This is a genomic window from Actinopolymorpha cephalotaxi (genome assembly GCF_013408535.1).
Lineage (GTDB): Bacteria > Actinomycetota > Actinomycetes > Propionibacteriales > Actinopolymorphaceae > Actinopolymorpha > Actinopolymorpha cephalotaxi.
On record NZ_JACBZA010000001.1, the window covers coordinates 4,624,806 to 4,651,047 of the forward strand.

Annotated in this window: 21 protein-coding genes; 8 read left to right on the plus strand and 13 right to left on the minus strand. The window is 68.8% G+C overall.

Features of this window, described 5'->3' with window-relative positions:
- Window positions 1–173 precede the first annotated feature (173 nt).
- Entirely contained in the window at window positions 174–2,081 is a 1,908-nt protein-coding gene (locus FHR37_RS20445; RefSeq protein ID WP_092888431.1) for an ATP-binding cassette domain-containing protein, read from the plus strand.
- Complete coding sequence (locus FHR37_RS20450; RefSeq protein WP_092888428.1) at window positions 2,081–3,880, plus strand: ABC transporter ATP-binding protein; 1,800 nt, start codon at window positions 2,081–2,083, stop codon at window positions 3,878–3,880. The genes FHR37_RS20445 and FHR37_RS20450 overlap by 1 nt, the downstream gene beginning before the upstream one ends.
- A gap of 31 nt (window positions 3,881–3,911) precedes the next feature.
- Here FHR37_RS20450 and vanX read toward each other — a convergent pair whose 3' ends face one another.
- From vanX to FHR37_RS20465, 3 genes are read right to left on the minus strand one after another with little or no spacing between them, the layout of a single operon-like run.
- Window positions 3,912–4,520: a D-Ala-D-Ala dipeptidase VanX gene (gene vanX, locus FHR37_RS20455; protein ID WP_092888425.1), complete on the minus strand. Its 609-nt coding sequence runs from the start codon at window positions 4,518–4,520 to the stop codon at window positions 3,912–3,914.
- On the minus strand, window positions 4,517–5,557 hold the full coding sequence (gene vanA, locus FHR37_RS20460) for a D-alanine--(R)-lactate ligase (RefSeq protein WP_092888421.1): 1,041 nt from the start codon (window positions 5,555–5,557) through the stop codon (window positions 4,517–4,519). Before vanA ends, vanX begins: the two co-directional genes overlap by 4 nt.
- A complete protein-coding gene (locus FHR37_RS20465) occupies window positions 5,554–6,591 on the minus strand; it encodes a D-isomer specific 2-hydroxyacid dehydrogenase family protein (protein ID WP_092888418.1) in 1,038 nt (345 codons plus the stop codon). The genes vanA and FHR37_RS20465 overlap by 4 nt, the downstream gene beginning before the upstream one ends.
- A 197-nt stretch (window positions 6,592–6,788) precedes the next feature.
- Between FHR37_RS20465 and FHR37_RS20470 the strand changes: the two genes are divergently transcribed.
- On the plus strand, window positions 6,789–8,402 hold the full coding sequence (locus FHR37_RS20470) for an FAD-dependent oxidoreductase (RefSeq protein WP_092888415.1): 1,614 nt from the start codon (window positions 6,789–6,791) through the stop codon (window positions 8,400–8,402).
- A 51-nt stretch (window positions 8,403–8,453) separates the two neighbouring features.
- A complete protein-coding gene (locus FHR37_RS20475) occupies window positions 8,454–9,284 on the plus strand; it encodes an alpha/beta fold hydrolase (RefSeq protein ID WP_092888412.1) in 831 nt (276 codons plus the stop codon).
- Between the two features lie 26 nt (window positions 9,285–9,310).
- On the opposite strand, the gene FHR37_RS20480 is transcribed toward FHR37_RS20475, so the two are convergent.
- The gene (locus FHR37_RS20480) at window positions 9,311–10,999 is read right to left on the minus strand and encodes a penicillin-binding transpeptidase domain-containing protein (RefSeq protein ID WP_237769059.1); all 1,689 of its coding nucleotides are present in this window, start codon (window positions 10,997–10,999) and stop codon (window positions 9,311–9,313) included.
- A 224-nt stretch (window positions 11,000–11,223) separates the two neighbouring features.
- Between FHR37_RS20480 and FHR37_RS20485 the strand changes: the two genes are divergently transcribed.
- The 3 genes from FHR37_RS20485 to FHR37_RS20495 are packed head-to-tail and all read left to right on the plus strand — an operon-like array spanning window position 11,224 to window position 13,872.
- Window positions 11,224–12,279, plus strand: a complete 1,056-nt coding sequence (locus tag FHR37_RS20485) for an amidohydrolase family protein (protein WP_092888406.1) — start codon at window positions 11,224–11,226, stop codon at window positions 12,277–12,279.
- Window positions 12,280–12,309: 30 nt separating this feature from the next.
- Window positions 12,310–13,383 (plus strand): amidohydrolase family protein, encoded by a 1,074-nt coding sequence (locus tag FHR37_RS20490; protein ID WP_092888403.1) that lies wholly within the window; start codon window positions 12,310–12,312, stop codon window positions 13,381–13,383.
- Window positions 13,384–13,410: 27 nt separating this feature from the next.
- Entirely contained in the window at window positions 13,411–13,872 is a 462-nt protein-coding gene (locus FHR37_RS20495) for a Rieske (2Fe-2S) protein (protein WP_092888400.1), read from the plus strand.
- 22 nt (window positions 13,873–13,894) lie between these two features.
- Here the strand turns inward: FHR37_RS20495 and FHR37_RS20500 are convergent, their stop codons facing one another.
- From FHR37_RS20500 to FHR37_RS20520, 5 genes are read right to left on the minus strand one after another with little or no spacing between them, the layout of a single operon-like run.
- Window positions 13,895–14,950, minus strand: a complete 1,056-nt coding sequence (locus tag FHR37_RS20500; protein ID WP_092888397.1) for an ABC transporter ATP-binding protein — start codon at window positions 14,948–14,950, stop codon at window positions 13,895–13,897.
- The gene (locus FHR37_RS20505; protein WP_092888394.1) at window positions 14,947–15,987 is read right to left on the minus strand and encodes an ABC transporter ATP-binding protein; all 1,041 of its coding nucleotides are present in this window, start codon (window positions 15,985–15,987) and stop codon (window positions 14,947–14,949) included. The genes FHR37_RS20500 and FHR37_RS20505 overlap by 4 nt, the downstream gene beginning before the upstream one ends.
- A gap of 10 nt (window positions 15,988–15,997) precedes the next feature.
- Window positions 15,998–17,128: an ABC transporter permease gene (locus FHR37_RS20510; RefSeq protein ID WP_092888391.1), complete on the minus strand. Its 1,131-nt coding sequence runs from the start codon at window positions 17,126–17,128 to the stop codon at window positions 15,998–16,000.
- A gap of 11 nt (window positions 17,129–17,139) precedes the next feature.
- Window positions 17,140–18,132, minus strand: a complete 993-nt coding sequence (locus FHR37_RS20515) for an ABC transporter permease (RefSeq protein WP_092888388.1) — start codon at window positions 18,130–18,132, stop codon at window positions 17,140–17,142.
- A complete protein-coding gene (locus tag FHR37_RS20520; RefSeq protein ID WP_092888385.1) occupies window positions 18,132–20,099 on the minus strand; it encodes an ABC transporter substrate-binding protein in 1,968 nt (655 codons plus the stop codon). The genes FHR37_RS20515 and FHR37_RS20520 overlap by 1 nt, the downstream gene beginning before the upstream one ends.
- Before the next feature lie 196 nt (window positions 20,100–20,295).
- On the opposite strand from FHR37_RS20520, the gene FHR37_RS20525 reads away from it, so the two are divergent.
- The gene (locus tag FHR37_RS20525) at window positions 20,296–21,072 is read left to right on the plus strand and encodes an IclR family transcriptional regulator (protein WP_092888382.1); all 777 of its coding nucleotides are present in this window, start codon (window positions 20,296–20,298) and stop codon (window positions 21,070–21,072) included.
- On the opposite strand, the gene FHR37_RS20530 is transcribed toward FHR37_RS20525, so the two are convergent.
- The 4 genes from FHR37_RS20530 to FHR37_RS20545 form a co-directional block, all read right to left on the minus strand.
- Entirely contained in the window at window positions 21,047–22,120 is a 1,074-nt protein-coding gene (locus tag FHR37_RS20530) for a TolB-like translocation protein (protein ID WP_139239164.1), read from the minus strand. The genes FHR37_RS20525 and FHR37_RS20530 overlap by 26 nt on opposite strands.
- Before the next feature lie 5 nt (window positions 22,121–22,125).
- Window positions 22,126–24,723 (minus strand): hypothetical protein, encoded by a 2,598-nt coding sequence (locus FHR37_RS20535; RefSeq protein ID WP_092888376.1) that lies wholly within the window; start codon window positions 24,721–24,723, stop codon window positions 22,126–22,128.
- A 204-nt stretch (window positions 24,724–24,927) separates the two neighbouring features.
- Window positions 24,928–25,722: a metalloregulator ArsR/SmtB family transcription factor gene (locus FHR37_RS20540; protein WP_092888373.1), complete on the minus strand. Its 795-nt coding sequence runs from the start codon at window positions 25,720–25,722 to the stop codon at window positions 24,928–24,930.
- 21 nt (window positions 25,723–25,743) lie between these two features.
- Window positions 25,744–26,211, minus strand: a complete 468-nt coding sequence (locus FHR37_RS20545) for an SRPBCC family protein (protein ID WP_092888370.1) — start codon at window positions 26,209–26,211, stop codon at window positions 25,744–25,746.
- Window positions 26,212–26,242: the final 31 nt, after the last annotated feature.

A 26,242-nucleotide genomic window follows, 5' to 3' on the forward strand; every position in this document is an offset into this window, starting at 1 on the left:
GACTCGCCGAGGTCGAGGTAGGTCGAGCGACCACAAGTAATCAGTGTGACGTGCATCACAAAAGTCGGGCGAAGCGGCCAGTAGCTGTGCTGCAATCGGAGGCCGTTGCGCGCGCACGGGTTTCGCTGTTCGTTCCTGGCTCTGTCGAAGGCTTCTTGAGGAGTGTCCGCGGTATGCCTGTGCCCTTCTCTGCTTGGCGTTCTGTTCGGTGTGCGGCACGGAACCGGTACCTGCTGCACCTGCGGTTGTGGTGGCACGCGGCTCCCGGCCTGGCCATCGTCTGCGTTGCGCTCGCGGTGGTCCGGGCGGGTGCGATCACCGTGGCGATGGTCGCGTCCGGCCACCTGGTCGCGTCGATCGATGAGGCGGTTCGTGCCGGGGTGGATTCGGCCGCGGCGCTGGGGTCGTGGCGATGGTTGATGCTCACGGTCGCGGCGTTCGTGGCGGCACCGGTCGCGGGCGCGGTGTCGCGCGGTGTTGAGGAGGTGGCCTCGGCGCGGTATCTGGCGGCGTACTACGACCTCGTTGTCGACACAGGGGTACGTCCGCACTCGGTGACCCACCTGGAGGACCCGGCCGGCGCACAGCAGCTCGGCTCGGCCGTGGAAGCCTCCCGGGACTGGCTGTTCCTGCGAGGGATCGGTGGCACCTGGGATGCGCTGTCGAACAAGCTGAACGGCGTCGGCGCGCTCGTCGTCGTGGCCACGTGGCGATGGTGGGCCGGGCCGGTCCTGCTGGTCGGCTGGCTGCTGCTGTCACGTGCGGTGGCGCACTGGCGGAGCGTCGTCTTCGACGACATGATCACCGAGACCGGCCTCGGCCGCCGTCGCGCGTCCTACCTGCAAGGGCTTCTGGTCGGGCGAGCCGCGGCGAAGGAGGTCCGGCTGTACGGGCTCGGCGGATGGCTGCTGGACGGCTTCGTGAACGCCTGGCAGGAAACCATGGCCGTCGTGTCCCGACGGCGGCTACGCGGAGTGGGGAGCACGCTGCCGCCGCTCGCGGTGCTGCTGGTGCTGAACGCGGCGGCGTTCGCCGTGCTGACCGCCGACACCGCCGCCGGGCGAGTGTCCACGGGAATGCTGGTCACGGTGGTTCAGGGAATTCTCGGGCTGTCGGCGTTCGGGCGCCAGGACGACGGCGAAACCTCACTCGGGCGGACCGTCTCCTGTGTGGCCGCGCTCGCCTCGTTCCGGACGGCGCTGGGTCTGCCGTTCCTGCCCGGCCCACCGCAAGCCACGCTTGCCCCTGCTGCAGCGGGAACACCCACCGCGAGCAAGGTGGAGTTGCGTGATGTCACGTTCGGCTATCCCGGTGGAGATCGGCCGGTGGTGGAGCGTCTGCGGCTGACGATCCCGGCCGGCCAGTCGGTGGCCGTGGTAGGTGTCAACGGTGTCGGGAAGTCCACGATCGTCAAGCTGTTGTGCGGTTTGTGGCCCCCACAGGCCGGTGAGGTACGCATCGACGGGCTGGACCCGGCGGTCGATGCCGCCGCCCGGCACCGGGTGTCGGTGATCTTCCAGGAGTTCCTGCGTTTCGGGTTGCCGGCGCGGGCGAACGTCGAGGCGGGCGCGGGCTGGTGCCGGATCGGAGATCTCGACCGGATCGCCACCGATGCGGGTACTGACCACATCGTTGCCGGCCTGGAGTACGGCTGGGAAACCATCCTGTCGGCGGAGTTCACCGGCGGCACGGATCTGTCGGGCGGGCAGTGGCAGCGGATCGCGCTGGCCCGGGCACTCGCAGCGGTGCGGGCCGGTGCGGGCGTACTCGTCCTGGACGAGCCGACCGCCGCCCTGGACGTGCGGGCGGAGGTGGCACTGTTCGAGTCTCTGCTGCGGCTGCGGGAGGGGCTGACGACCATCCTGATCAGCCATCGGCTGTCCAGTGTCCGGCACGCCGACCGGATCGTGGTGCTCGGCGCAGTCGGCGGCGGTGTCGCCGGCGGTGTCGGCGGCGGTGTCGCCGGCGCGCGGGTGATCGAGGACGGCACCCACACCGAGCTCCTCGCCGCCGGAGGCGAGTACGCCCGGATGTTCAGGTTGCAGGCGTCCCGGTTCGCAGCCGCGGGAGGTGTCGCGTGATGGGCGTACTCACCGGTGTGCGGAATCTCTCGCGTACGTTGCGGTTGCTGGTCGGCACCTCGGTTCGGGTGGCGCCGTGGCAGGCGTTGCTGTGCCTGGGCGAGACCGGCGGAGTGATCCTCGGGCTGCTGCAGCCCTTGTATCTGGCATGGTTCGTCGCCGGCGCGGTCGGCCATGACACCCGGCAGATGGCCCTGGCCGCCGGTGCGTTCGTCGCGCAGATCGGTGTCGGCCGGGCCCTTGTGTGGCTGGGGATGAACGCGCGCTTCGGGCAACTGGAGCGGGTGGGTTACGAGTTCGACGCGCGGATCGCCGCGCTCACCGCGTCCGTTCCCACGATCGACCACCTCGACGACCCACACTTTCTCGACCAGCTGCAGATCATGCGTGAGGAACGCGGATCGCTCGGCCTGGCCCTCAACACCCTGCTGAACAACCTCAACGGCCTGGCGGGAGTGGTCGGCGTCGTCGCGCTTGCCGCCACTGCCGACCCACGGATGCTGCTGGCCGCTGTCGCCGGCATCCCTGGTGTCCTGGCAGGGCCCATCCTCGCCCGCTGGCAGGGACGGGCCGAAGCCGCCGCCGCGGAACCCGGCCGGCTCGCGGCACACCTGCTGCAGGTGGGGACGTCGCCTGCCGGCGGTGGCGAGGTCCGCGTCTTCGGCCTGGCCGACCCGCTCCGCGGACGGCTCGCCGACGCCACCCACGCCTGGTGGAAACCGAAGGTAGGCCTGGCGGTACGTGAGTCCGTGGTCAACGTGGTGGTCCAGGTGATCTTCTTCGGCGTCGCCGGTGCGATGCTGGCCTGGCTGGTTCACGACGCGGTCTCCGGAGCGGTCAGCGTCGCCTCGGTCACCCTGGCGCTCCTGCTGGTCGGCCGGCTTCAGGGCGTCAGCGGCACCCTGCGCGACATCATCCACAACGTTGCCGCGATGAGCCGTACGGCCGGACGGTACCTCTGGCTCGTCGACGAGACCGCGCGCATCCGGGCAGCGCATCACGGCGTCGGCACACCTCCGGATCGGCTTTCGCAGGGGCTCGTGCTGGAACAGGTCGGCTACCGCTATCCGGGGCACGACCGGCCCGCGCTGGACGGCGTTTCCCTCGTCCTCCCGGCGGGCAGCGTCGTCGCACTCGTGGGCGAGAACGGCGCCGGAAAGTCCACCCTGGTCAACCTGATCACCGGCATGCTCCGGCCAACCAGCGGCGCCGTCCGGGTCGACGGTCGCGACCTGACCGGTCTCGACCCGGGATCCTGGCGATCACGGCTGGCCGGAGCGTTCCAGGACCATCAGCGGTGGGAGCTCACCCTCGGGCAGTCCGTCGGGATCGGCGACCTGCCGAAGCGGGACGACGAGGAGGCGATCCGGCGCGCGCTCCACGAAGGCGCGGCCGAGGCCGTGCTCACCTCCGTACCGCGCGGCCTGCACACCCAGCTCGGCGTGAGCTGGCCGGACGGGGTCGATCTGTCCGGCGGTCAGTGGCAGCGTCTGGCCATCGCCCGCGGCATGATGCGCCGGCAGCCGTTGGTGCGCGTACTCGACGAGCCCACCGCGGCCCTGGACGCGGCCACCGAACACCAACTGTTCGACCAGTACGCCCGGGCCGCTTCCGGCGGACGGCAGGCCGGCACCATCACCATCCTGGTGACCCATCGATTCTCCACTGTCGCCGCGGCTGACCAGGTGGTCGTGCTCGACCACGGACGCGTCGTCGAACACGGAACCCACGCGGAGCTGATCAGCCGCGGCGGGCACTACAGCGATCTCTACGAACTGCAGGCCCGCGGCTATCGGTGAGGATTCATCATGCGACGGTTCATGCGACCGTTCACGCGACGGGGAAGTCGAAGTACGTGTCCGGGTAGGGCTCCTCCTTCAGGGTGTAGTGCCACCACTCGACGTCGTACCGGACGAATCCGCAGTCCTCCATGATCGAGCAGAGGTGCTGCCGGTTCTTCGCTTCGGCCGGTGTGATCCCTCGTGCGCCGAGGTGTGAGATCGGGTCCATCAGATCGTGGTCACCGCCCATGGCTGCGAGCTCACCGGTGGCCAGGTGAAAGAGCGTCAGGTCGACGGTGCTGCCCCGGCTGTGACCGGACTTCGCGGCGACATAGCCCTTCGCGAACATCTCGGCCCTGTCGATGTTCGGATAGTGTCGTAGCTTCGTCCGGCCGTCCTCGGGTGACTTTGCCCACTGTGCAAAGGAGCTCACCGCGCGCTGCGGGCGGTAGCCGTCCCAGAGAAGCAGGCCGAAGCCGAGGGACGCGGCCCTGCCCTGTGCTCTGCGCAGCGCGGCGCACAAGGCCGTCGTACCGACCACTCGGTTCGCCACGTACCCGTCCACCGGTTTGCCGACGAAGTTGTCCCAGGTGGCGTACTTGGCGTCCCAGCGGATGCCGGGTACGAACTCGTCGACGAAGACGAAGTCCTCTCTCACCGGATCCTCCCGGGCAGCGCCAGCGACACGATCCGGTCGATCACCTCGGCAAGCGGCAGCCCCGCGGCGGCCATCATGCGTGGATACCGGCTGTACGAGGTCATGCCGGGGAACGTGTTGACCTCGTTGAGGACCACCGTTCCGTCGTCTTTCAGGAACATGTCCACCCGCGCCAGACCTCTGCATCCCAGCGCACGGTAGATGACCTTGGCCGTCTCCTGCACAGCGCGGCGCGACTCCGCCGAGATGTCCGCGGGCACGACCGGCGTGGAGTTCTCCGAACCACTCTCGGGCCGGCTCTCCTGATGGATCCGGAAGAAGCCGTGGGACAGCGCGATCCGGTCCGGCTCACCTGTCACCAACTCCAGGTCGTCCCCCAGCACGGCGCACCCGACCTCGCTGCCGGCGACCGCCTCCTCGATCAGCACCTTCGAGTCGTACTGCCTGGCGGTCTCCACCGCGGCCGACAACTCCTCTTCACAGGAGACCTTGCCGACGCCGAACGACGATCCCGAACGGGCCGGCTTCACGAACACGGGGTAGGTGAACTGACCGGGATCGGGCTTCTCGTTCGGCGTCACGGTCCAGAAGTTCGGCGTCGCGACCCCCGCGCTCGCGGCGACGATGTAGGCAAGTGACTTGTCCATGCACACGGCGGAGCTCTGGACGTCACAGCCGACGTAGGGGATGCCGGACAGCTCCAGCAAACCCTGCATCGCACCGTCCTCGCCCTGCCTGCCGTGCAGAACGGGCAGGACGACATCCAGCCGGATCGCCTCGCACCGCCCCTGCTTCAGGACGAGCAGTCCGTGGATGCTTCTGTCCGGTGACAACATCGCCGGGCGCGAACGGTCGTTCTCCCAGCCGTCGTCGGGGCCGTCGCACAGCTTCCAGGCGCCCCCGGTCGTGATGCCGATCCAGAACGGTTCGTACTTCCGGGGGTCGAGGTTCTTCGCGACCTCCCGCGCGGACTTGACCGAGACGGGGTGTTCCTCCGAAGCTCCGCCGAAGATGATCCCGATCCTGAGCCGGTTCATGACGCTCCCCCACGTTCGAAGTTCAGGCAGTTGACGAGACTGTTCTCCACCGTGTCGCTCAGGGCGTGGTCGGTGTAGTAGGCGATGTGCGGACTGACGAACACGTTCGGCAGTTGCTGCAGGCGTGACAGGGGCAGGCTCTCGACGGGTCTGCCCCGGCAGTCGGCGTAGAAGATCCCTTCCTCACCTTCGACGACGTCCAGTGCCGCGCCGCCCAGCGCGCCCTTCTCCAGCGCGGAGAGCAGGGCCTCGGTGTGCAGAAGCGATCCACGTCCGGTGTTGACGACGACCGCGCCGGGTTTCATCCTCGCGATGCGTTCGGCGTCCAGGAGGTGGTGCGTGTCCGGGGTGAGTGGGGTGTGCAGCGTGACGATGTCGCTGCTCTGTAACAGGTCGTCGAGGGGTACGTAGTCGGCGGCGGCCACGGGCTGACTGTCATGGGCGAGGATCCGGCAACCGAAACCGCGCAACCTGTCCATGACAGCCCTGCCGATGCGCCCCGTTCCGACCACTCCGACGGTCAGGTCGCGCAGCTCTCTTCCGCGTACGTCGCCGAGCCGGTAGTCATGGGTGTCCACCCGGCGGATGGTGGACTTCGCGTGGCGCACGGCCATCAGCATGAGCATCAACGTGTAGTCGGCCACGCTGTCCGGTGAGTAGACGACGTTCTCGACGGTGATGCCGATCCTGCGCGCGTAGTCCACGTCGAGATGGTTGTAGCCGATGCTTCTCGTGGAGATGTACTCCACGCCGACCTGGCTGAGTGCGAGCAGGGCGGAGTTCGTGACCTGCGCCCGGTGGCCGATGCTGATGGAACGGTTTCCGGCTGCCAACTCGATGTTGACGTCGGACACCGCCGCCTCGGTGATGATCGGCAGTACGCCGAAACGCGGCGCCAGCGCCCGGAACAACGCGGCCTCGTCCTGGCCGCATCCATAGATCGTGATCCCCCTTGCGGGAAGGGACGGTGAGGTGGAGGCGGCCGCGGACCGGGTGCGGTAGGCGGCCGTTCGTGCGGGTCCCCTGTAGGTCATGACCCAAGTCAAGGCAGCCGGGCGTTGCCGGCCCGTATGCGGTTCTCGATACGCGGGCGATATGCCGGCGATGGGTTCGGGTGAGGGCACGGGGACACCGGGGCGTCACAGCGTTCGTCGTACCCTGTCGTGAGCTTGGGCAGGCCCGGGAGCCGCCGGCCAACTGCCAACGAGACCGGACATCAGGAGAGGTCAGGATGCCTGAACTGAACGCGGACGTGCTCGTCGTCGGTGGCGGCCTGGGCGGGGTGGCCGCCGCGCTCGCAGCCTGTCGCGCCGGTCGGCGGGTCGTGCTCACCGAGGAGACCGACTGGATCGGCGGGCAGCTGACCAGCCAGGCTGTCCCGCCGGACGAGAACCCCTGGATCGAGCAGTTCGGCGCCACCGCGATGTACCGCGAACTTCGTGAGGGCATCCGCGCCTACTACCGACGGCACTATCCGCTCCGCCACCGCGCCGCGGCAGACCCCCGACTGAACCCCGGTGCCGGTCGGGTCAGCAAGCTGTGCCACGAACCCCGGGTCGCGCTCGCGGTCCTGGATGCGATGCTCGCGCCACACCGGGCCGCGGGCCGGCTCACGGTGTTGCTGGAGACGGTGCCGGTGGCAGCGGAGACCGACGGCGACCACGTGCGTGCGGTCGAGTTGCTGGACCGGCGTACGGGCCGACACCTCACCGCTTCGGCGCCGTACGTCATCGACGCCACCGAGTGTGGAGACCTGCTGGCGTTGACGAAAACGGAGTACGTCACCGGCGCGGAGTCGCGGGAGGAGTACGACGAGCCACACGCACCGGCCGAGGCGGCGCCCGGAAACCAGCAGGGCTTCACGTTCTGCTTCGCGATCGAGCATCGTGCCGGTGAGGACCACACCATCGACCGGCCGGAGACGTACTCCTTCTGGCGCGACTATCGGCCCGCCTTCTGGCCCGGCCCACTGCTCGGGCTGCTGGCCCCGCACCCGCGGACTCTCGAACCCGTCCCCCGCACCTTCGTGCCCAACCCGGCCGAGGATCCGCTGGACGTCACCGCCGACCAGAGCAAGGACGGCGGCGACCTCGACCTGTGGCTCTTCCGGCGCATCCTCGCCCGCGGCATGCACGAGCCGGGCAGCTTCGACTCCGACATCACCTTGGTCAACTGGCCGATGAACGACTACTGGCTGGGCAACGTGGTGGATGTGGACGAGGAGACTGTCAACGCCAGCCTGACAGCGGCTCGCCAGCTCAGTTTCTCGTTGCTGTACTGGCTGCAGACCGAGGCGCCGCGCCCCGACGGCGGCACCGGCTGGCCGGGCCTGCGGCTGCGCGGCGACGTCACCGGCTCCGCCGACGGGCTGGCGAAGTCGCCGTACATCCGCGAGTCCCGGCGTATCCGTGCCGTCACCACCGTCACCGAGAACGACGTGTCGCTGGACGTGCTCGGCGCGTACGGCCGGGTCTCCCACGCGGACTCGGTGGGCATCGGCAGCTACCACCTCGACCTGCACCCGAGCACCGGCGGGGACACCTACATCGACCTGGAGAGCGTGCCGTTCGAGATCCCACTCGGGGCGATGGTGCCGAGGAGGATGCGCAACCTGTTGCCGGCGGCGAAGAACCTCGGCACCACCCACATCAGCAACGGTTCGTTCCGCCTACACCCGGTGGAGTGGAACATCGGCGAGGTGGCCGGGCGGCTGGCCGCGCACTGCCTCGACACCGGGACCGAACCCCACCAGGTGCAGGGTGAGGAGTCCCGCTTCGCGGACTTCGCTCGGGTCCTCGACCGGGCCGGAGTCGAACGCCACTGGCCGGACGTGCGGGGGTACTGACCTGACCAACCGCACGCTCAGTGCCGGCCGCCGCGGGTAGGGTGCTGAGGCATGGCCCTCAACCTGACGCCGATCGACATCCGTGGACTCACCCTCGACGTGGCGGCCGGCGGACCGGAGGACGGTCCGGCGGTCCTGCTGCTGCACGGCTTCCCGCAGCACGCCGGCGAGTGGGATCAGGTGGTCCCGTCGCTGCACGCCGCCGGGCTGCGCACCTACGCGCTCAACCAGCGCGGCTACTCGCCCGGCGCCCGGCCGGCCGCGGTCGAGGACTACCGGGTGGCCGAGTGCGTCGCCGACGCATTGGCGGTGCTGGACGCGGTGAACGTCGACGTCGCGCACGTCGTCGGCCACGACTGGGGTGCGATGGTCGCCTGGGTCCTGGCCGCCGGGCACCCCGACCGGGTACGCACCCTGACCGCGGTGTCCGTGCCGCACCCGGCAGCGTTCGCGCAGGCCCTCGCGACCGACGCGGACCAGCGGGAACGTTCGTCGTACATGCAGCTGTTCCGGCAGCCGGGCACGGCCGAGCAGATGTTGCTCGCCGACGACGCGGCGGCGCTGCGCGGGGTGTTCGCCGGTCTCGGCGCGGAGCGCATCAACTCCTATGTCGAGCCGATGCGCGAGCCGGGCGCGCTGACCGCGGCACTGAACTGGTACCGCGCGATGTCCCTCGACGAGGTGGCCGGTCCGGTCACCGTGCCGACCACGTACGTCTGGAGTGACGGCGACGTCGCGGTCGGCCGGACGGCCGCCGAGGCGTGCGCCGCCCACGTCACCGGCGACTACCGGTTCGTCGCCCTGGACGGGGTGACGCACTGGATCCCGGACGAGGCGCCGGACGCGGTCGCCGAGGCGGTGCTGGCCCGCATCGCCGACTGATCAGCGACGCCGGCACCACCAGCCGGTCAGGAGGTCCCGCCACCGGTGAGGTCCGAAAGGAACGCCCGCGCGATCGGCCCGGCGTCGGTGCCTCCGGATCCACCGCCCTCGAGGAGAACAGCCCACGCGATGTCACTGTCCTGCTGGTAGCCGATCATCCAGGCATGGGTGCGTGGCGGTGTCTCGTCGCCGTACTCCGCGGTCCCGGTCTTGGCGTGCGGCCGGCCGGGTAGCCCACGCAGTGCCTTGCCGGCGCCCTCGGTGACGACCGAACGCATCATGGATCGGAGGTCGGCGACGACGCTCGACTCAAGCGATTCCGTTGCCCGGTAGGGATGGCGGACCGCCTCGGGGACCAGCCGGGGCTGGACGAACTGTCCGTTCTTCACCGTGGCCGCGACCGATGCCATCACCAGTGGTGACGTGAGGACACGCCCCTGGCCGATCATCGAGGCGGCCTTGTCGTTGACGTCGCTGTTCGCCGGTACGGATCCGTCGTAGGTGCTCACACCCGTGTCCCAGGTGCCGCCGATGCCGAACGCGGCAGCGGTCTTCGCGAGCGCGTCGTCGTCGAGCCGATCGCGGGCTCGCACGAACGCCGTGTTGCAGGAGTGGGCGAACGAGTCCCGGAACGTCGACCCCGCGGGCAGTGTGAACTCGTCCTGGTTGGTGAAGCGGTAGCCGTTCACCCATTCGAACCTGGGACAGTCGAGGGGATCCGACGGGCTCAGGCCGGTCCGGAGCAGGGCGGCGGAGGTGACCACCTTGAACGTGGAGCCAGGGGGATACTCCCCCACCAGTGCGCGGTTGTATCCGCCCGGCCGGTTCGCGATGGCCAGGATGTCGCCGGTGGACGGCTTGAGCGCGACCAGCGCCGCTGAGGTGGTGGCCCCTTCGAGCGCCCTGGCCGCCGCGCGCTGCACGTCGGGGTCGATCGTGGTGCGCACGTCCTCGCCGTGCCGAGTGGCGCCGGTCCGTTGGAGAGGCCTCACCGCATGGCCGGTCTGTCGGTCGGTGATCGCGATTGCGTACGCCTGGCCGGTCCCGCCGAGCCGTTCGTCGTAACGCTTCTGCAGTCCGGACACCCCCGCCCCGTTCTCGTCCACCCGGCCGACGAGTGAGGCCGCGCTGAGTACGTCGCCGTCGCGGTCGAGCACCGATCCCCGGGTCGACATCTTCGCGACGGCCAGCGTCTGACCGGCCCTGAGCTGCGGGTGGACCGTCGACGACTCGAAATGGACGACCTCCCGGCCATCCGGGGCCTCCACGATCCGTGCCTTCGACCCGTACGTGAACGCACCGATCCGCGGCACCTTCATCCGTACGGTGAACGGCACGGTCACACCCTTTCCGGCGTCCCGGTCGCTCGCGCTCGTGCTCGGGCTCGGCCGGCCGACCTCGATCGTGAAACCTGTCGGCGCCAGGCTTCGGTGCACGGACGCGAGCAGCGACGCCGTGGCCGCGGGACTGTCGGTGAGCTTCCCCGCCGCCGTCCACCGGCCGTGCTCCCAGGCGGTCGCCAACGCGTTCATCCGGTGCTCGGCGCGCGCCGCCGATTCCTGGTCCGCGGCGGCCCGGCCGGGGGCGCCGAAGAGCATCAGGGCGCCTCCCGCTCCTCCAACGACCAGCAGTGTCCCGGCGACTACCCCCACGATGGCCCGGAACCGCCGCCGCCTGCGGCGCTGGTCCCGTTCCCACTCCGTCACAAGTTCCACTCGGTGATTGAACAGCATCGGGCGCGGCTCACACCAATATGAATATGGCTCGGTCAACCCGCCCGATCCGGATATCTTCCCAGGCCAGGACAAGGTTCGGGCGACTCCCCAGCGACCCTCCGAGGCGTACTGGTCAGGCATCGGCCGCATCATGACCTTGACGCCGTGAAAGAGCGTGACAAGGCTGTCACAAACCGCACACGCGCCACGACGAGGACGACGACATGACGACTCCGTCCGACGCCACGACTCCGGGCCGCCTCCCGCGCTGGGAGAACGCCGAGGTGGTGGACTGTGACGTCCGCGTGGCCGCCCCCTCCGTCGAGGCCGTCCAGCCCTTCCTCGCACCACGGTGGCAGGACTACCTGGCCGAAAGCGGTGTGCGGACGATCGGCTCGGAGCGCTACCCCAGGCTCCCCGGCACCTCGGGCGACCTCACGGCGCTCCGCGACCGTCTCCTCGACCGCTGGCAGACCCGTTACGCCGTACTGAACTGCGGGATCGAGATCTCCTCGATCCACAACGAGGACTGGGCTCTGGCCATGGCACGCGCTGTCAACGACTGGTTGGCAGCCGAACGGCTCGCCCACGACCCACGGCTGCGCGGGTCGATCGTGGTGCCACCGCAGAGTCCCGACGCGGCCGCCGAGGAGATCGACCGTCTGGCGCAGCACCCGGGCTTTGTCCAGGTCCTGCTGCCGGTACGCGCCGAGGCGCCGCTCGGCAAGCGACGGTACTGGCCGATCTACGAGGCGGCCGAGCGGCACGGTCTGCCGGTCGGCATCTTCGCCGGCGGCACGAGCGGCAACCCGACGACTCCGGTCGGCTGGCCGTCGTACTACCTCGAGGACTACGTGTCGTACGCACAGGCGTTCCAGGCCCAGGTGGTCAGCCTGGTGAGCGAGGGCGTCTTCACGAAGTACCTCGCCCTCAAGGTGGTGCTCGTGGAGGCCGGCTTCACCTGGCTGCCCGGCCTGATGTGGCGGTTCGACAAGAACTGGAAGGGACTACGCCGCGAGGTGCCCTGGGTGGATCGGCCACCGTCGGAGGTCATCCGCGACCACCTGCGGCTCACCACCCAACCGCTCGACGAGCCGGAGGACCCTCAGCACCTGGTGGAGACGATCGCGCAACTCGGTTCGGACGACATGCTGATGTTCGCCACCAACTATCCGCACCGGCAGTTCGACTCCGACGAGGGCGTGCTCCCGTCCGGCCTGCCACCCGAGGTCGAGCAAAGGATCCTCGCGGGCAATGCCCACGACACCTACAGGTTCTGAGCAAGTACGGCGACGAGGAGAGGACACGTCATGGTCGCGACCGCCACACGAAACCGCGGCATGGTGGTCGACTGCGACATCCACAACTCGACCTGGCCGGGTGCCCTCGATCCGTACCTGTCCGCACGGTGGCGCAGGCACGGCGAGCTCTTCGGCTCGCGAACCCATCCCGGATCGCTGTACCCCAAGGGAAGTCCGGCCGCTGCCCGCCACGACGCCTGGCCGCCGTCGGGCAGACCACCGGGCGGCGACCTGGAGTTCATGCGCGAGCAGCACCTTGATCCGGAGGGCATCGAGTACGGCATCCTCAACTGCCTCGGAGCCGCCGGCACCCAGCTCAACGCCGACTACGCCTCGGCGCTGTGCCAGGCCACCAACGAGTGGCAGATCGCGGAGTGGCTGGAGAAGGAACCCCGCCTGCGGGCCGGGATCGCGGTGCCGTACGAGGACGCCGAACTCGCGGTCGAGCAGATCGACCGGTTCGCCGACCACCCGGGATTCGTCCAGGTGCTGCTGATCGCGCGGACGGCCGAGCCGCTCGGGCGGCGCAGGTACTGGAAGATCTACGAGGCCGCCGAACGCCACGGCCTTCCGGTCGGCATCCACTTCGGCGGCGGCGCCCGCGGCGTACCCGTCACCGCCTCGGGCTGGCCGTCGTACTACATCGAGGACCACACCGACATGGCGCAGGCGTTCCAGGCGCACGTCGTGAGCCTTGTCTGCGAAGGGGTTTTCGAGCGCTTCCCCGGCCTGCGGGTCGTCCTCATCGAGGGCGGCTTCGCCTGGCTCCCGCCGCTGATGTGGCGGCTGGACAAGCACTGGCGCCGGCTCCGGGACGAGGTGCCGCACCTGACCAGGCGGCCGTCGGAGTACGTCCGCGAACACGTCTGGGTCACCACCCAGCCGATCGAGGAGCCGCACGACCCGAGCGACATCCGTACGGTGCTGGAACACCTCGGCGGCCCGGACCGGGTGATGTTCTCCACCGACTATCCGCACTGGGACTACGACGATCCCGACCGCGCTTTCCGGGTCCGGCTGCCGGAGCAGGACCGGCAGCGGATCTTCTCCCAGAACGCCAAGGAGCTGTACGGGCTCCGGTGACCCCGTTGACTTCGAAAGGCTGGCACGATGCCGAAACACGTGGTCGCGCGGGTGGACGACATACCGCCGGGGCAGCGGAAGATCGTCACCGTCGCCGGGCGGTCGGTCGGCGTCTTCAACGTGGGCGGGGAGTTCTTCGCGATCCGCAACCAGTGCCCGCACGAGGGCGGTCCGCTGTGCGAGGGTGTCGTGTCCGGGTTGGTGAGCTCGAAGATCCCCGGAGAGTACGACTACGTCCGGCGCGGTGAGATCGTGCGATGTCCCTGGCACCAGTGGGAGTTCGACCTCAGGTCCGGATGGTCGTGGTTCGACCCGGCGAGGACCAGGGTGCAGACGTACGAGACCACGATCGAGAGCTCGACCGATACCGAGCGGAGCACCAGTGCGGGGGACGCCGATCTGGACGCGGCCGGCTACCGGAAGGGACCGTACGAGGCCGAGACGTACCGCGTCGAGGTCGACCACCGGCTGGTGGTCCTGCACCTCTGAAGCTCGTCCCGGTCCGCGACGGTCAGCGCGACTCCCCCGCGTGCTCGGAGGCGACCCCGGCCAGGCGCAGCGCCTCGGAGTGGTGGCAGGCCGCCAGGTGGTCTCCGGCGACCGTACGCAGGGCAGGCGCCTCGGCCACGCAGCGTTCCTGGTCGGCGTACCGGCATCGGGTGTGGAAGTAGCACCCGTCCGGTGGGTTCGCCGAGTCCGGGAAGTTGTCCGCCAGCCGCACCCGTCGTCCGGTGCCGCGCAACCGCGGATCGGGCCGGGGCACCGCGGACAGCAGCGCCTCGGTGTAGGGGTGCTCGGGCCTGCGATAGAGCTGGTCGGTGTCGGCGAGCTCGACGATCCTGCCGAGATACATCACGGCGACGCGGTTGCAGATGCTCTCCACCACCGACATGTCGTGGGAGATGAACAGGTACGTCAGGTTGAGGTCGTCCTGCAGATCCCTGAGCAGGTTGAGGATCTGCGCCTGGACGGAGACGTCCAGGGCGGAGACCGCCTCGTCGGCGATGACAAGCTCCGGTTGCAGGATGAGTGCGCGGGCGATGTTGACTCGCTGCCGCTCTCCCCCGGAGAACGCGTGCGGATAGCGGCGCATGTGCCCCGGTGAAAGTCCCACCTTGGCGAGGATCTCCGCGACCCGGTCCTCCACCTCCGAACCACGTGCCAGGCCGTTGGCGACCAGCGGGTCACCGACGATCTGCAGGATCGTCATCCGGGGGTTCAGCGAGGAGAACGGATCCTGGAACACGACCCGGATCCGCTGCTGGTAGGGGCGCAACTCCCGGTTGCCCAGTGCGGCCAGGTCAACCGTGCCGCCACCCTCGGTGCGGTAGTGCAGCTGCCCGGCGGTGGGCTGCACACTGCGGACGATGCACCGGCCGAGGGTCGTCTTGCCACAGCCGGACTCACCGACCAGTCCGAGCACCTCGCCGGGGCGGATGGTGAAGTTGACGTCGTTGACGGCGTGCACGTGACCCCTCGTACGAGCGAACAACCCTCGTCCCCGGATGGGGAAATGCATCCGGAGGTTCTCCACCCGCAGCAGCGGCTCCTGTGGCGCAGAGGTCATCGAGGCTCCTCTCCGAACTCCTGAACGCCGGGGGCCTGGCCGGCCATCACGTCCGGGTCGTGGCGTACGCATCGGACCCGCCGGGCACCTTCGAGCTCCACCACCGGAGGATCGACCGTCTCGCACAGTCCCGGCACGGCGTAGTCGCAGCGCGGGTGGAAGGGACAGCCACCCGGCCGGTCGAGTGGGTGTGGGACCTGTCCGCGGATGGAGTTCAGCGGCTGGCGGGCACCCCGGCCCATGGTGGGTATGGAGGCGAGAAGCGCCTTGGTGTACGGGTGTTTCGGGTCGTGGAAGATGTCGTCGACACCGCCCTGCTCGACGACCGTTCCGAGATACATCACGACCACCTCGTCCGCGATCTCGGCGACCACCCCGAGGTCGTGGGTGATGAACATCATCGACATTCCGGTGTCGGACTGGATGTCGACCAGCAGGTCGATGATCCGGGCCTGGGTGGTGACGTCGAGCGCGGTGGTGGGTTCGTCCGCGATCAGCAGACTCGGCTCGCAGGACAGGGCCATGGCGATCATCACCCGCTGGCACATGCCGCCGGACAGCTGGAACGCGAAGCTGTTCATGGTCTGTGCCGGCCGCGGGATACCGACCCGCTCCAGCAACTGGATCCCACGCCTCCGCGCCTCGTCCCGGGTCATCGTCCGATGCGCGAGGATCGCCTCGGTCAGCTGGTTCGCGATCGTGTACGCCGGTGAGAGCGACGCCATCGGTTCCTGGAACACCATCGCGATCTGGCCGCCCCGCACCTGCCGCATGCGTTCGCCGTGGGAGTCCAGGGCCGCGAGGTCGGTGCCCTCCTTCCACCAGATGTGGCCGTCGACGATCCGCCCCGGCGGGTCGATCAGGCCCAGGATGGAGCGGGCGGTGATGCTCTTCCCACAGCCCGACTCCCCGACCACGCAGACCGTTCGTCCGGCCGGCAGGCTCAGGTTGACACCATCGACGGCTCGTACCACACCCTCGTCGGTGAAGAAGTGCGTCCTGAGTCCCTCGACGGTCAGCAGTGCGTCGGGCGCCATCGGGTTTCTCCTACTGTCGGTAGGGATCTGCCGCGTCACGCAGGCCGTCCCCGACGAAGTTGAGTGAAAGTACGGCGAGGACCACGGCCAGGCCCGGCACCATCAACCACGGCGCGGTGGCAACCACCTGCACGTCCTGCGCGGCCTGCAGCAGCACGCCCCAGCTGACGACCGGAGCCTGCAAACCCAGTCCCAGGAAGGACAGCGCGGTCTCGGCCAGGATCATGCCCGGGATCGACAGGGTGAGCGAGGCGATCAGGTGGCTGGTGAACAACGGGAGCATGTGCCGCAGGATCATCCTCGCCGGGCGGTTGCCGTCCAGCCTGGCCGAGCTGATGAAGTCCTCCATCCGCAGCGAGACGAAGCGACCCCGGGTGACCCGGGCGAGGTCGGTCCAGGCGAAGGTCGCCAGGATCACCGTGATCGCGAAGTAGCGTCGCAGTGGTCCCCAGGCGCTCGGGACCGCGGCGGCGAGCCCGAGCCACAGGGGCAGGGTGGGTACGGACATGAAGAACTCGACCGCACGCTGGATCAGGGTGTCCGTCCGGCCGCCCAGGTAGCCGGAGATCCCGCCGAGCACCACGCCCAGCACGAACGCCATGGTGACGCCGATCAGGCCGATCGTCATCGAGACCCGGGTGCCGTAGACCAGTCGGGAGAACAGATCGCGCCCACTCTGGTCCGAGCCGAGGAGATACATCGGCTCACGGTCGTCCACCGGTCCGATGAGGTGCGTCCGGCTCGGGATCAGCCCCCACAGCCGATACTCCTCCCCGCGGTCGAACAACCGCACCTCGACCTTCTTCGACGGATCGACCCGGTAGACGCGGGCGAGGGTGTCCGGATCCCTGCCCGCGACATAGCCGTTCACGTACAGCCCGAACTCCCACCCACCGTGGCTGGTGTCGATGACGTGCAGGCGCTGTGGCGGCGCGTAGGGGTGGCCCTGGTCGAACTTCGCCACCGAGAACGGCGCCAGGAACTCCGCGAAGGCCGCCACCAGGTAGAGCAGGAGCGTGACCACCGCCCCGATCATGGCCAGCCGGTGCTTCCGGAACGCCCGCCACACCAGCCGGGACTGGCTCGCCGAACCGCGCGGCTGTGCCCGTTCCCGCGGCGGGTCCTCCGGCAGTGTGGTCATGGTCGCTCTCCTCACCGATCGCCCAGTCGTACGCGCGGATCCAGCCAGGCAAGGGCGATGTCGGACAGCAGCGTGCCGATGACGGTGAGGACGCTGACGATGAGGATGAGCGACCCGGCGAGGTACATGTCCTGGCTGAGCAGCGCGCTCAGCAGCAACGGCCCCGTGGTGGGCAGCGACAGGACCTGCGCGACGATGACCTCACCGGACACCAGCAGCGGCAGGATCCACCCGATGGTCGAGACGAACGGGTTCATCGCGATCCGCAACGGATACTTCACCACGATCTTGCGTTCGCGGATGCCGCGAGCCCGGGCGGCCACGACGTAGGGCTTGCGCAACTCGTCCAGCAGGTTGTTCCGCAGGATCCGGATCAGCCCCGCGGTGCCGGCCGTACCCAGCACCACCACCGGCACCCACAGGTGCCCCAGCAGGTCGACCACCTTGCCGAGGTTCCACCGCGCGTCGGCGAACGTCGGGGAGAACAACCCGCCCACGCTCAGGCCGAAGTAGCGGTAGCCGAGATACATGAGGACCAGGGCGATCAGGAAGTTCGGCACCGCCAGGCCGAGGAAGCCGATCGTGGTGAAGAGATAGTCGCCGAGGGAGTACTGCCGTACGGCGGAGTAGAGGCCGACCGGGAAGGCGATCACCCAGGTGAACACCAGCGTCGTCAGCGCCATCACGATGGTGAGCGGCAGCCGCTGCGCGAGCAGGTCCGCCACCGGACGGTTGTACTGGAACGACTGGCCGAAGTCCAGATGCAGGCCGATGGCGGAGATCCACTTGAGGTACTGCACGTAGAGAGGCTGTCCCAGCCCGTACCGGTGTTCGAGCGTCGCGAGCTGACCCGCGTCGACCTGCACACCCTGCGCCCGCATCTGCGCGACCAGCGTCGTCAGGTAGTCACCCGGCGGCAGGGAGATGATCGCGAACGTCACCACCGAGATCAGGAACACCGTGGGGACCATGTAGAGCACACGGCGCAGTACGAAGGTGAGCATCACTCCCCTTCCAGGTAGTACTGGCTGATGTTCGTCACCGCCGGGTACGGGCACTTGAAGGCGAGCCACATCCTGTTGTCCCCGGGCACGTTGTGGATGCGGTCGCTGACGATCGCGTAGGACTCGGCAGGGCGGCTGATCCCCATCGTCCAGAACTCGTCCCGCGCGATCTCGATGATCTCCTTGATGCCGGCGTACTGCGTGTCGACGTCGCTGGTGCCCACCACCTTCTGGCGGTAGAGCGCGGCCTGCCGGCGCATCGCCTCGGGCGGCTCCTCCTTCGGGGTTCCGCCCTCGTACCACCTCGACCACAGGGGCGCGTACGACGAACCTCCGGTGGCGAACAGCCAGCGCGGGTCGGTGAGCATGTCGACGTAACCGATCTCGCCGACGTCGAGGGTGCAGTCGTACTTGTTGGCGTCCATGCGGGTGCCCACGAGCTCGGGGCTCGCGGTGTCGATGCGCAGCTCGACGCCGACCTTCGCCCAGGTCCCCTTGACGAACTCCATCGCGTCGATCATCACCGGGTAACGGCTTTGGATCAGCACGCTGACGACGATCGGTTTGCCGTCCGCGCCGAGCCGCCGGCCTCTCGCGTCGGTACGGGTGTAACCGGCCTTCTCCAGATGCTGCCGGGCCAGCTTCAGGTCGTACACGGTGTACTGCGTGCCCATGTCGTCGGACTTGTAGAACGACACCTCGGGCCTGGGCGCGGTCTGCCACGGCACGCCCTGCCCCAGGAACACCAGGTCGATGATCTGCGGCCGGTTGATGGCGTGGGACAGGCCGATGCGGAAGTCCTTGTTCTGGAACATCCTTCGCTTGTTCGGATCCTCGTGGGTGAGGTTGAGGCAGATGCCGATGGTGTTGTGGGTGGGGTCCTTCACCTTGACCAGCTTGTAGCCGCCGTTCTTCTGGCCCCGGGCCAGGACGGGACGGTTCTTCGGCGTGGTCACCTCCGCCCGCATGTACAGGTCGACGTCGCCGTTGGCCGCCTGGAGGATGAGCGGCCCCTGCTCCTGGAAGAACGTGAACACGACCTTGTCGATGTAGGGAAGCTGGCTGCCGTCGGGATCGACCTTGAAGTAGTAGGGGTTTCGCTCCCACACCTGGCGGTCGCCGTCTCCGTGCGGGTTCTTCGGCACCCATCCGGTGAGCACCGGCAGGTCGACGTTGTTGAGCTCGTCGATCTTCTCCAGGAACGTCTGCGCCCAGTCCTTGCCCAGGTTGGGATTGGAGTCCTTGTGGAACTGCTCGAGGTAGTGCCGTGGAAGCAGCCGGAACGGCGGGCCGTGAATGGCGAGGTTCTGCAGGAAGAGCGCGTTGGGCTCGGGAAACCTGAACGTCACCGTGTGGTCGTCCTGCTTCTCCACCACCAGCGGCTTGCCGTTGATCTGCAGAGTGGACGGGAGGACCGGCGTGATCTCCTTGTTCAGGTAGATCTTCTCGTACCAGAAGAGCAGGTCGTCGGCGGTGAAGAGTTTGCCGTCTGACCACTTCATGCCCGCACGAAGCTTGAAGACGTACTCCCGTCCGTCGCCCCTGATCTCGTACGACTCGGCGACGTTCGGGATGATCTTTCTCCAGGTCGGGTCCCACGAGATCAGATGGTCGTGGCACACGGTCATCCACAACCAGCTCGGGTCCGTGCTGGCCTCGACCGTGCGCCAGGTGCCGCCGTAGACCCCGGCGCGCTCCAGCGGCTGGATCACTCGCGGGTTGGCCGGCAGTCGTTTCGCCACCGGGGGCAGGCTTCCCGCCTTCACCCGCGCCGCCAGCATCGGCGCCTCCTTGCCCTTGGCGGTGGTCGCTCCCGCCCTGCCACCGGACCTGGACCGGTCGGCGCTTTCGGGATCCATGGAGAACGCGCTGCAGGCGGGGAGCAGGCTGGTGCCGGCCAGCGCCGCGCCCAGCGCGAGAAAGTCCTTGCGTGAGATGTCGCGTCTCGAACCGAAGTTCCCAGGCATCAACCAGACCCCCTTCGGGAGTCGCGTTGCGTGGAATACAGAATCCACATGGTGGAACTACTGGTAGCGCAGACGTTACGAGGCGTGCCGCGGGGCGTCAACGAGATACTGAGGCCTCCGGTGACCGGATACGGGCACCGGTGACATCGGCCGACACCACGGGGTGAGGCCTGTCCACCATGCGGAGGTACCACTGATGACAGGGGCAACTGGTCGGCGAACCGGTGGCGTGCAGTCGGTCGAGCGGTCGCTGGAGTTGCTCGAACTCCTCGCCGACGCGGGAGGAGACGTCACCCTGAGCCAGCTCGCCAGCTCCTCCGGACTGCCGGCGCCGACGATCCACCGCCTGCTGCGGACTCTCGCCTCCGGCGGGTACGTACGCCAGGAGGAGTCCCGACGGTACGCCCTCGGGCCACGGCTGATCCGGCTCGGCGAGGCCGCCAACCGGATGCTCGGAACCTGGGCCGGACCACACCTGCGGAGTCTGACGAAAGCCCTCGGCGAGACCGCCAACCTCGCACTGCTCGACGGTGACGAGGCGGTGTACGTCGCGCAGGTGCAGTCCCAGCACGCGATGCGGATCTTCACCGAGGTGGGGCGGCACGTCTCGCTGCACTCCACCGGCGTGGGCAAGGCGCTGTTGGCACTGAAGAGCGACGAGGAGGTCAGAGCCATCCTGGACCGCACCGGCATGCCTGCCCGGACACCGCGCACCATCACCCGGCGGCGGAGGTTCTTCGAGGAGCTCGGCTCCATCCGCGCGCGTGGGTACGCGATCGACGACGGCGAGCAGGAGGTCGGGGTGCGCTGCGTCGCCCTGACCGTGCCCGGAACCCCCACACCCACAGCGCTTTCGGTGTCGGGGCCCGAGGCACGCATCACCGACGACGTGGTGGCCAACGCCGTACCCATGCTGCGACAGGCGGCGACCGAGCTCGCGGCCGAGCTCAGCTACCAGGAACGGGAGAGCTGAGCAGCTTCCCCGCGTTGTCGCGGGCTCGGTCTGCCGGGGTCTCCCACTGGCTCGCTTCCTGGGAACGTTCCCATGCCTGCAGGTCCAGCAGTCCGAGCCCACGGCCGTAACCCGCCTCGTCCGAGCGCAGCGCCACCATGTAGGCCAGCCAGCGACCGTCCGGGCTGACGTTGGAGTTCGTCGCCTTCCAGGTGTGGTCCGCGGGCATCGACGTCATCCGGACGCGTTGCTGCGAACCGTCAAGCTTGAGTTTCCACAGGTCTCGCGGCGGATACAGCGGCCATTCGGTGTCGCACGAGGACTCCAGGCAGATGTGGTCGCGGTCGGGGAAGATCCCTTCACACTCGTTGTGGACCATGGCCTCCTCGATGTAGGTCGTGACCTCCCCGGTGTCCACGCGGGCGCCCTTCACCACACAGCGGGGATGGGGAGGCTCCGCACCCGCGACGTACTCCGCGAACACCACTTCGCTGTCGTCGCGGCGGAAGTCCTGGGGCTCCGGGCGGAGCCGGCCTCGGGTGCGGTAGAAGACCGTGTCCCGGCCGAGCACGGGACCGTCGTCGCCGTAGGCGATCTCGGTGACGTGACACTCGTACGCGTCGGCCGCCAGCCGGTCCGGGTCGTTGCGGCCGCCGACGGCGTAGGTGATCAGCGGGGTCCCGGCCGACACACCACACCCTTCGAAGATGCGCCGGCCGAGCGGCTTCGGTGGCCGGTGGGCGTTCTTGTCCAGCACCCACAGCTCCGACTCCACATGCCGGCTGGTGTCGCGATCCTTGAACGTACGTGGGCCGATCAGCAGATAGTCGCCGTTGGACAGGACCAGCACCCGCAGGAAGGAGTGATGCCCGCCCAGCCCCTGGGTGAGGTTGCGGACCTTGCCCGTCTCGACGTCCAGCTCGCAGACGTCGCCGTAGTTCGTCTCGACGAACGCGATCCGGGTCCCGTCCGCGGACCAGTACGGCCGCTCGCCGTAGTCCGACAACTTGCTGTGAAACGGTGGTGGGTCGTCCAGGACGTGCGGCACGTCCGCTCGCTCGTTGGGCATCCGGATCACTCCTGTCGCTGGCGGATCACGTGGTACGGCTGGTTCGCCAGCGTCTGGTCCAGCCCGGGGAGAAGCCAGGCGTCCCCGCTCGGGTGGTGGACGGTGAAGTAGTAGACGAGGGCGTGGTCGGAGTCGGTGTAGTCGCCGCCGACGCTCGCGCGAAAGGCGCCGTCGTCCTCGCGGCTCAGGTCGACGGCCTGGAAGTCCTCACCCTGGTTGAGATGCCGGTAGTGGCAGACCACCGTCCCGTCGAACGCCTCGCTCGGGGTGAGCTCGATCCGTACCTCCTCGCCCCGCGCGAACGGCGGCGGTGGCGTGTGCTCGAACGGAACTCGTTCGGCCGAGGGCACCTGCGGAAGCTCGCGCTCCGCGGTGGCTTCCGCCGACCTCGCCTGTTCGAATCGGCGTTCGAGGTCGGCCAGGTCCTCCTCGATCGCCGGCAGCCGGTCGGCCCAGTGACCGTGCTCGGAACGCAGGTCGCCGAAGGTGAGGTCGGGCCGGTAGGCCCCGGTGGTCACCTCCGCCACGCCCGCCCAGGCGTCCCGCGCCGACCGGTAGGCCGTTACCGCGTCACCCAGGTGACGGGCGTCGCCGGTCCGCTCGTGCAGCGCGTACTCCACACCTGCCCGGAACTTCCCGGCGAAGAACCGGCCCAACCCGGCCTGTGCCGCCACGTCGATCGCCACCCGGCGGAAGTTCGGATCGTCCCCCTGCGCCGACTTCTCCCGCGCCGCCGCGAGGTTCTGTTCGGCCTCCTCGGCGAGCCGCTCCAGCCAGCCGGCCACGTCCACCGGTGAGTACCGGCCGTCGCGGCGGCCGGCGACCACGTCGTCGGCGTACTCGTCCACCCGGTAGAACAGGCTCGGGTCGAACGAGCTCACTCCGCCGAAGGTCGGCGGGGTCGCGGTGTCGCCACGGTAGTGGTCGGCGTTGGGCCCGCCGGCGATCGGCATGTTGAGGTACATCTCCGGCCAGTAACCGTTGTTCGACGCGCCGATGCCGTGCACGACGGTCACCAACGGCAGGACCCGGCTCGCCGGCGCCAGCGCGTTCTCGACCGCCTCGGCCGCGTCGCCGAACTCCGCCCGCAGGAACCGTCGCCACTGCTCGGGATCGGCGTCCGGGTCGTACAGCAGCCGGCCCCACAGCCGGTAGGTGTAGCGGTACTTCCGCCAGTCCTGGCCGTCCAACCGCAACGCGGGATCGGCGTACGGATCCCTGCCGTTCTGCTCTCCGGTGTTCTTGCGGCCCTTGAAACTAAGGGGTTCACACCACTCGATGCCCAGTGCGCCGCCGATGGTGCCCAGCCGGCCGTACCCCGCCGCGAGCACCGGATCTCCCCACAGCAACACCTTCTGGGTGCCCGGCCAGATGCGGAACACCAGCCCGACGTCACTGCCCTCGCGCAGGAAGTCGCCGTAGCCGTAGCGGGTGAACCGGCGCTGGTGCGCGGTGATCGCCATCAGCCCGGTGCCGCGTTCCTTCGTGGCGCGTTCGCGTTCCCTGATCGTCGTCTGGTGGTACGGCAGGCCCTGGTGCTCCGCCCAGTACTTCGCCGACACCACCACCCGGCAACCTGTTCCGCGGGCGATCTCCAGCAGCGCCTCGTCCACACCCTTGGCGTGCATGTCGATCTCGATCGGGCGGCCCACCGTGGCGACCCCGCCCATCACCGTCTGCCAGAACGTCTCGTGGTCGGGCTCCGGGATGCCGCCCTCGTAGTGCACCCGCATCGTCAGGCCATCGATCGACGGGCACTCCCGCAGCAGCAGGGCAAGCGCGGCCGCGCAGTAGTCCGCGTGGTTGTCCGGGGTGATGCCGCCGACCGGATAGCGCGGCTCCGAGCCCTCGCCCTGGTCGTCGGCGTGGTTCCACAGCCCGAGCTGGAAGTGGATGCCACGCCGCTTCGCCTCGTCGCTGATGAACCGCAGCGTGGCGAGGTTCGCGTCGCGTTCCTCGGCAGGGACGTTCCCCACGCTGACGTCGAAGCCGGGAACGTCGAGCAGGAAGGGATATGGGAAGCAGAAGTAGTTCTCCGTCGCCGGATGATGTCCGTAGTTGTACTGCATGCCGAACGCCAGCTGGAAACGGTTGACGCGGTTGACGGCGAGCTCGGTGAGGTACGCGGACCAGAACTCCCGGTCGTCGAACCACGGCTTGTCCTCGACGTCGCTGGTGAACGTGCGCAGGATGCTGCGCACCGGCGTCGCCGGTTGCTTGCTCTCCGGCGTCGTGCTGCGAAGCTCGGCCACCGGGTCGTCGGCATAGCGCACCCGGTCGGCCAGCTCCAGCACGCCGTACGCCACACCGCGGGCGTCGGCACCGCTCACGCTCACCTGCCCGTCGGCTCCGTCCGGACGGCTCAGCTCGAACGACTCCGCGGGGCCGTCGGCGTTCCCGTCGGCCACCCGGATCACGACGTCGGCTCGAGCCGTCCGCGGGTCCGGCGCCGACGCCTGCCGCACGGCGAGGCCGGAAGCTTCCAGGGCCTCGGTCAGGTGGTCGACCGACCACCGCACCGGAGCCTCGTTCACCACCGAACTCGTGGGATCCACGACGACGAGGACCGTCGCGGCATGGTCAGGATCGGCTGAAGCACTCATCCGTCGTCCCTCGTTCCTGGGTCGTCTGCGTGCACATCGCGTGGTGAGGCCGACAGGTGCTCCGCGGTACTCGGCGGAGACGCCGGACCTTGGTGACTCAAGATGCTGGTGAGGATTGATTTCGTATCGTAGAACGCGAATTCCACTACAGACAGGCCAGCGCAGGACCACATGCGGTCACCGGACACGAGAATGGTCGTTGGTTCACGGGGTCGTTCGGAGGAACGCGTCCAGGGCGTCCAGCAGCTGTTCCCACCCGGGGCGAAGACCGGCGACGGCCGGCGCGGCATCCTCACGTACGGCCGAGATCTCGATGTCCAACCTCACGTGGGCGCGGTCTTCCCCGGTGACGACGAGGTCGTGCCGGGCTTCGAAGAGTGGCTCGCCGGCCGGATCGACCGGTGCGAGAGAGAACACCAGTCGTCCGGCGCCGACGCGCTCGACGTGGCCGCGAGATTCGTACTCGGCGTCGCCCTCTGCCAGCACGATCCGGATCGACGCGCCGGCCCGCGGCTCGAAGTCGAAAACTCTCACGGAGAAATGCCGCGGCGCCCACCACTGCGCCGCGCGAGCGGGATTCGTCCACGCCTCCCACACCGAGCGCGCGTCGGCAGGAAGGTCGCGCTCGAACCGAAGCACGCGGGTGCTGTCCCCCTCCGCGAGGCGCGTCTCCTCCCGCGCGATCGCGCGCTGGTAGTCGTCGAGCGCCGCGTCGTCCTCATCGGCACGTGCGAGACCGCCAAGGTACGCCGCCACCCGCGCCAGCGTCTCGCGGTCGAGCCGAGCGACCCGGCGACGACCAAGCCTGTGGACCCTGATCACTCCCGCGGCCTCCAGGGCTTGGAGATGCTTCGTGATCTGCGGCTGGAGCGCGCCCAACGCGGTCGCCACCTCACCGACCGCGTGCGGTCGCGACGAGAGCAGCTCGATGATCCGGAAACGCGTCGGCTCACCGACCGTGTTGAGTACTTGTTGTACGTCGACTTCCTTGCTGCTCATGGACACAGCATTCGCGACCGCCTACTCGCTCGCAACGAGCACGATCAGGTTGTCCAGCTCGTTCGCACGCCCGGCGAGCAGCCGCTGCGTCCACACCTCGTCGTGCAGCGGCTCCACCACCATCTGCACGCGGGTGCCGCCCTCGACCGCCTCCAGCTCGACCTGCGTGAGCTGCTCGTACGGCTCGTGATCCGGCACGAAGTCGATCACGGACCGATAGCCCAGCCGGCTCGGTTCGGTCACCTCGGTGAAGCGCTTACGCGACTCGGTGGCCAGCGGCATCCCGTTCTGCTCCATGAAGGCGACCTGCTCGGCAGCGACAGCCGTCATGGTGTAGACGAGCTCGCCGCCAGCACGCAGGTCGAGCCGGGAAACGTCGGTCCGGAACCCCTTGGGCGCCCACCACCGGGAGATGCCTTCGGGGGTGGTCCACAGCTCCCAGACGCGGGAGGGAGAAGCGGGGACGGTGCGTTCGATGGTTTCTGTCATAGACGGCATCATATTCGTCTCGACGAATATG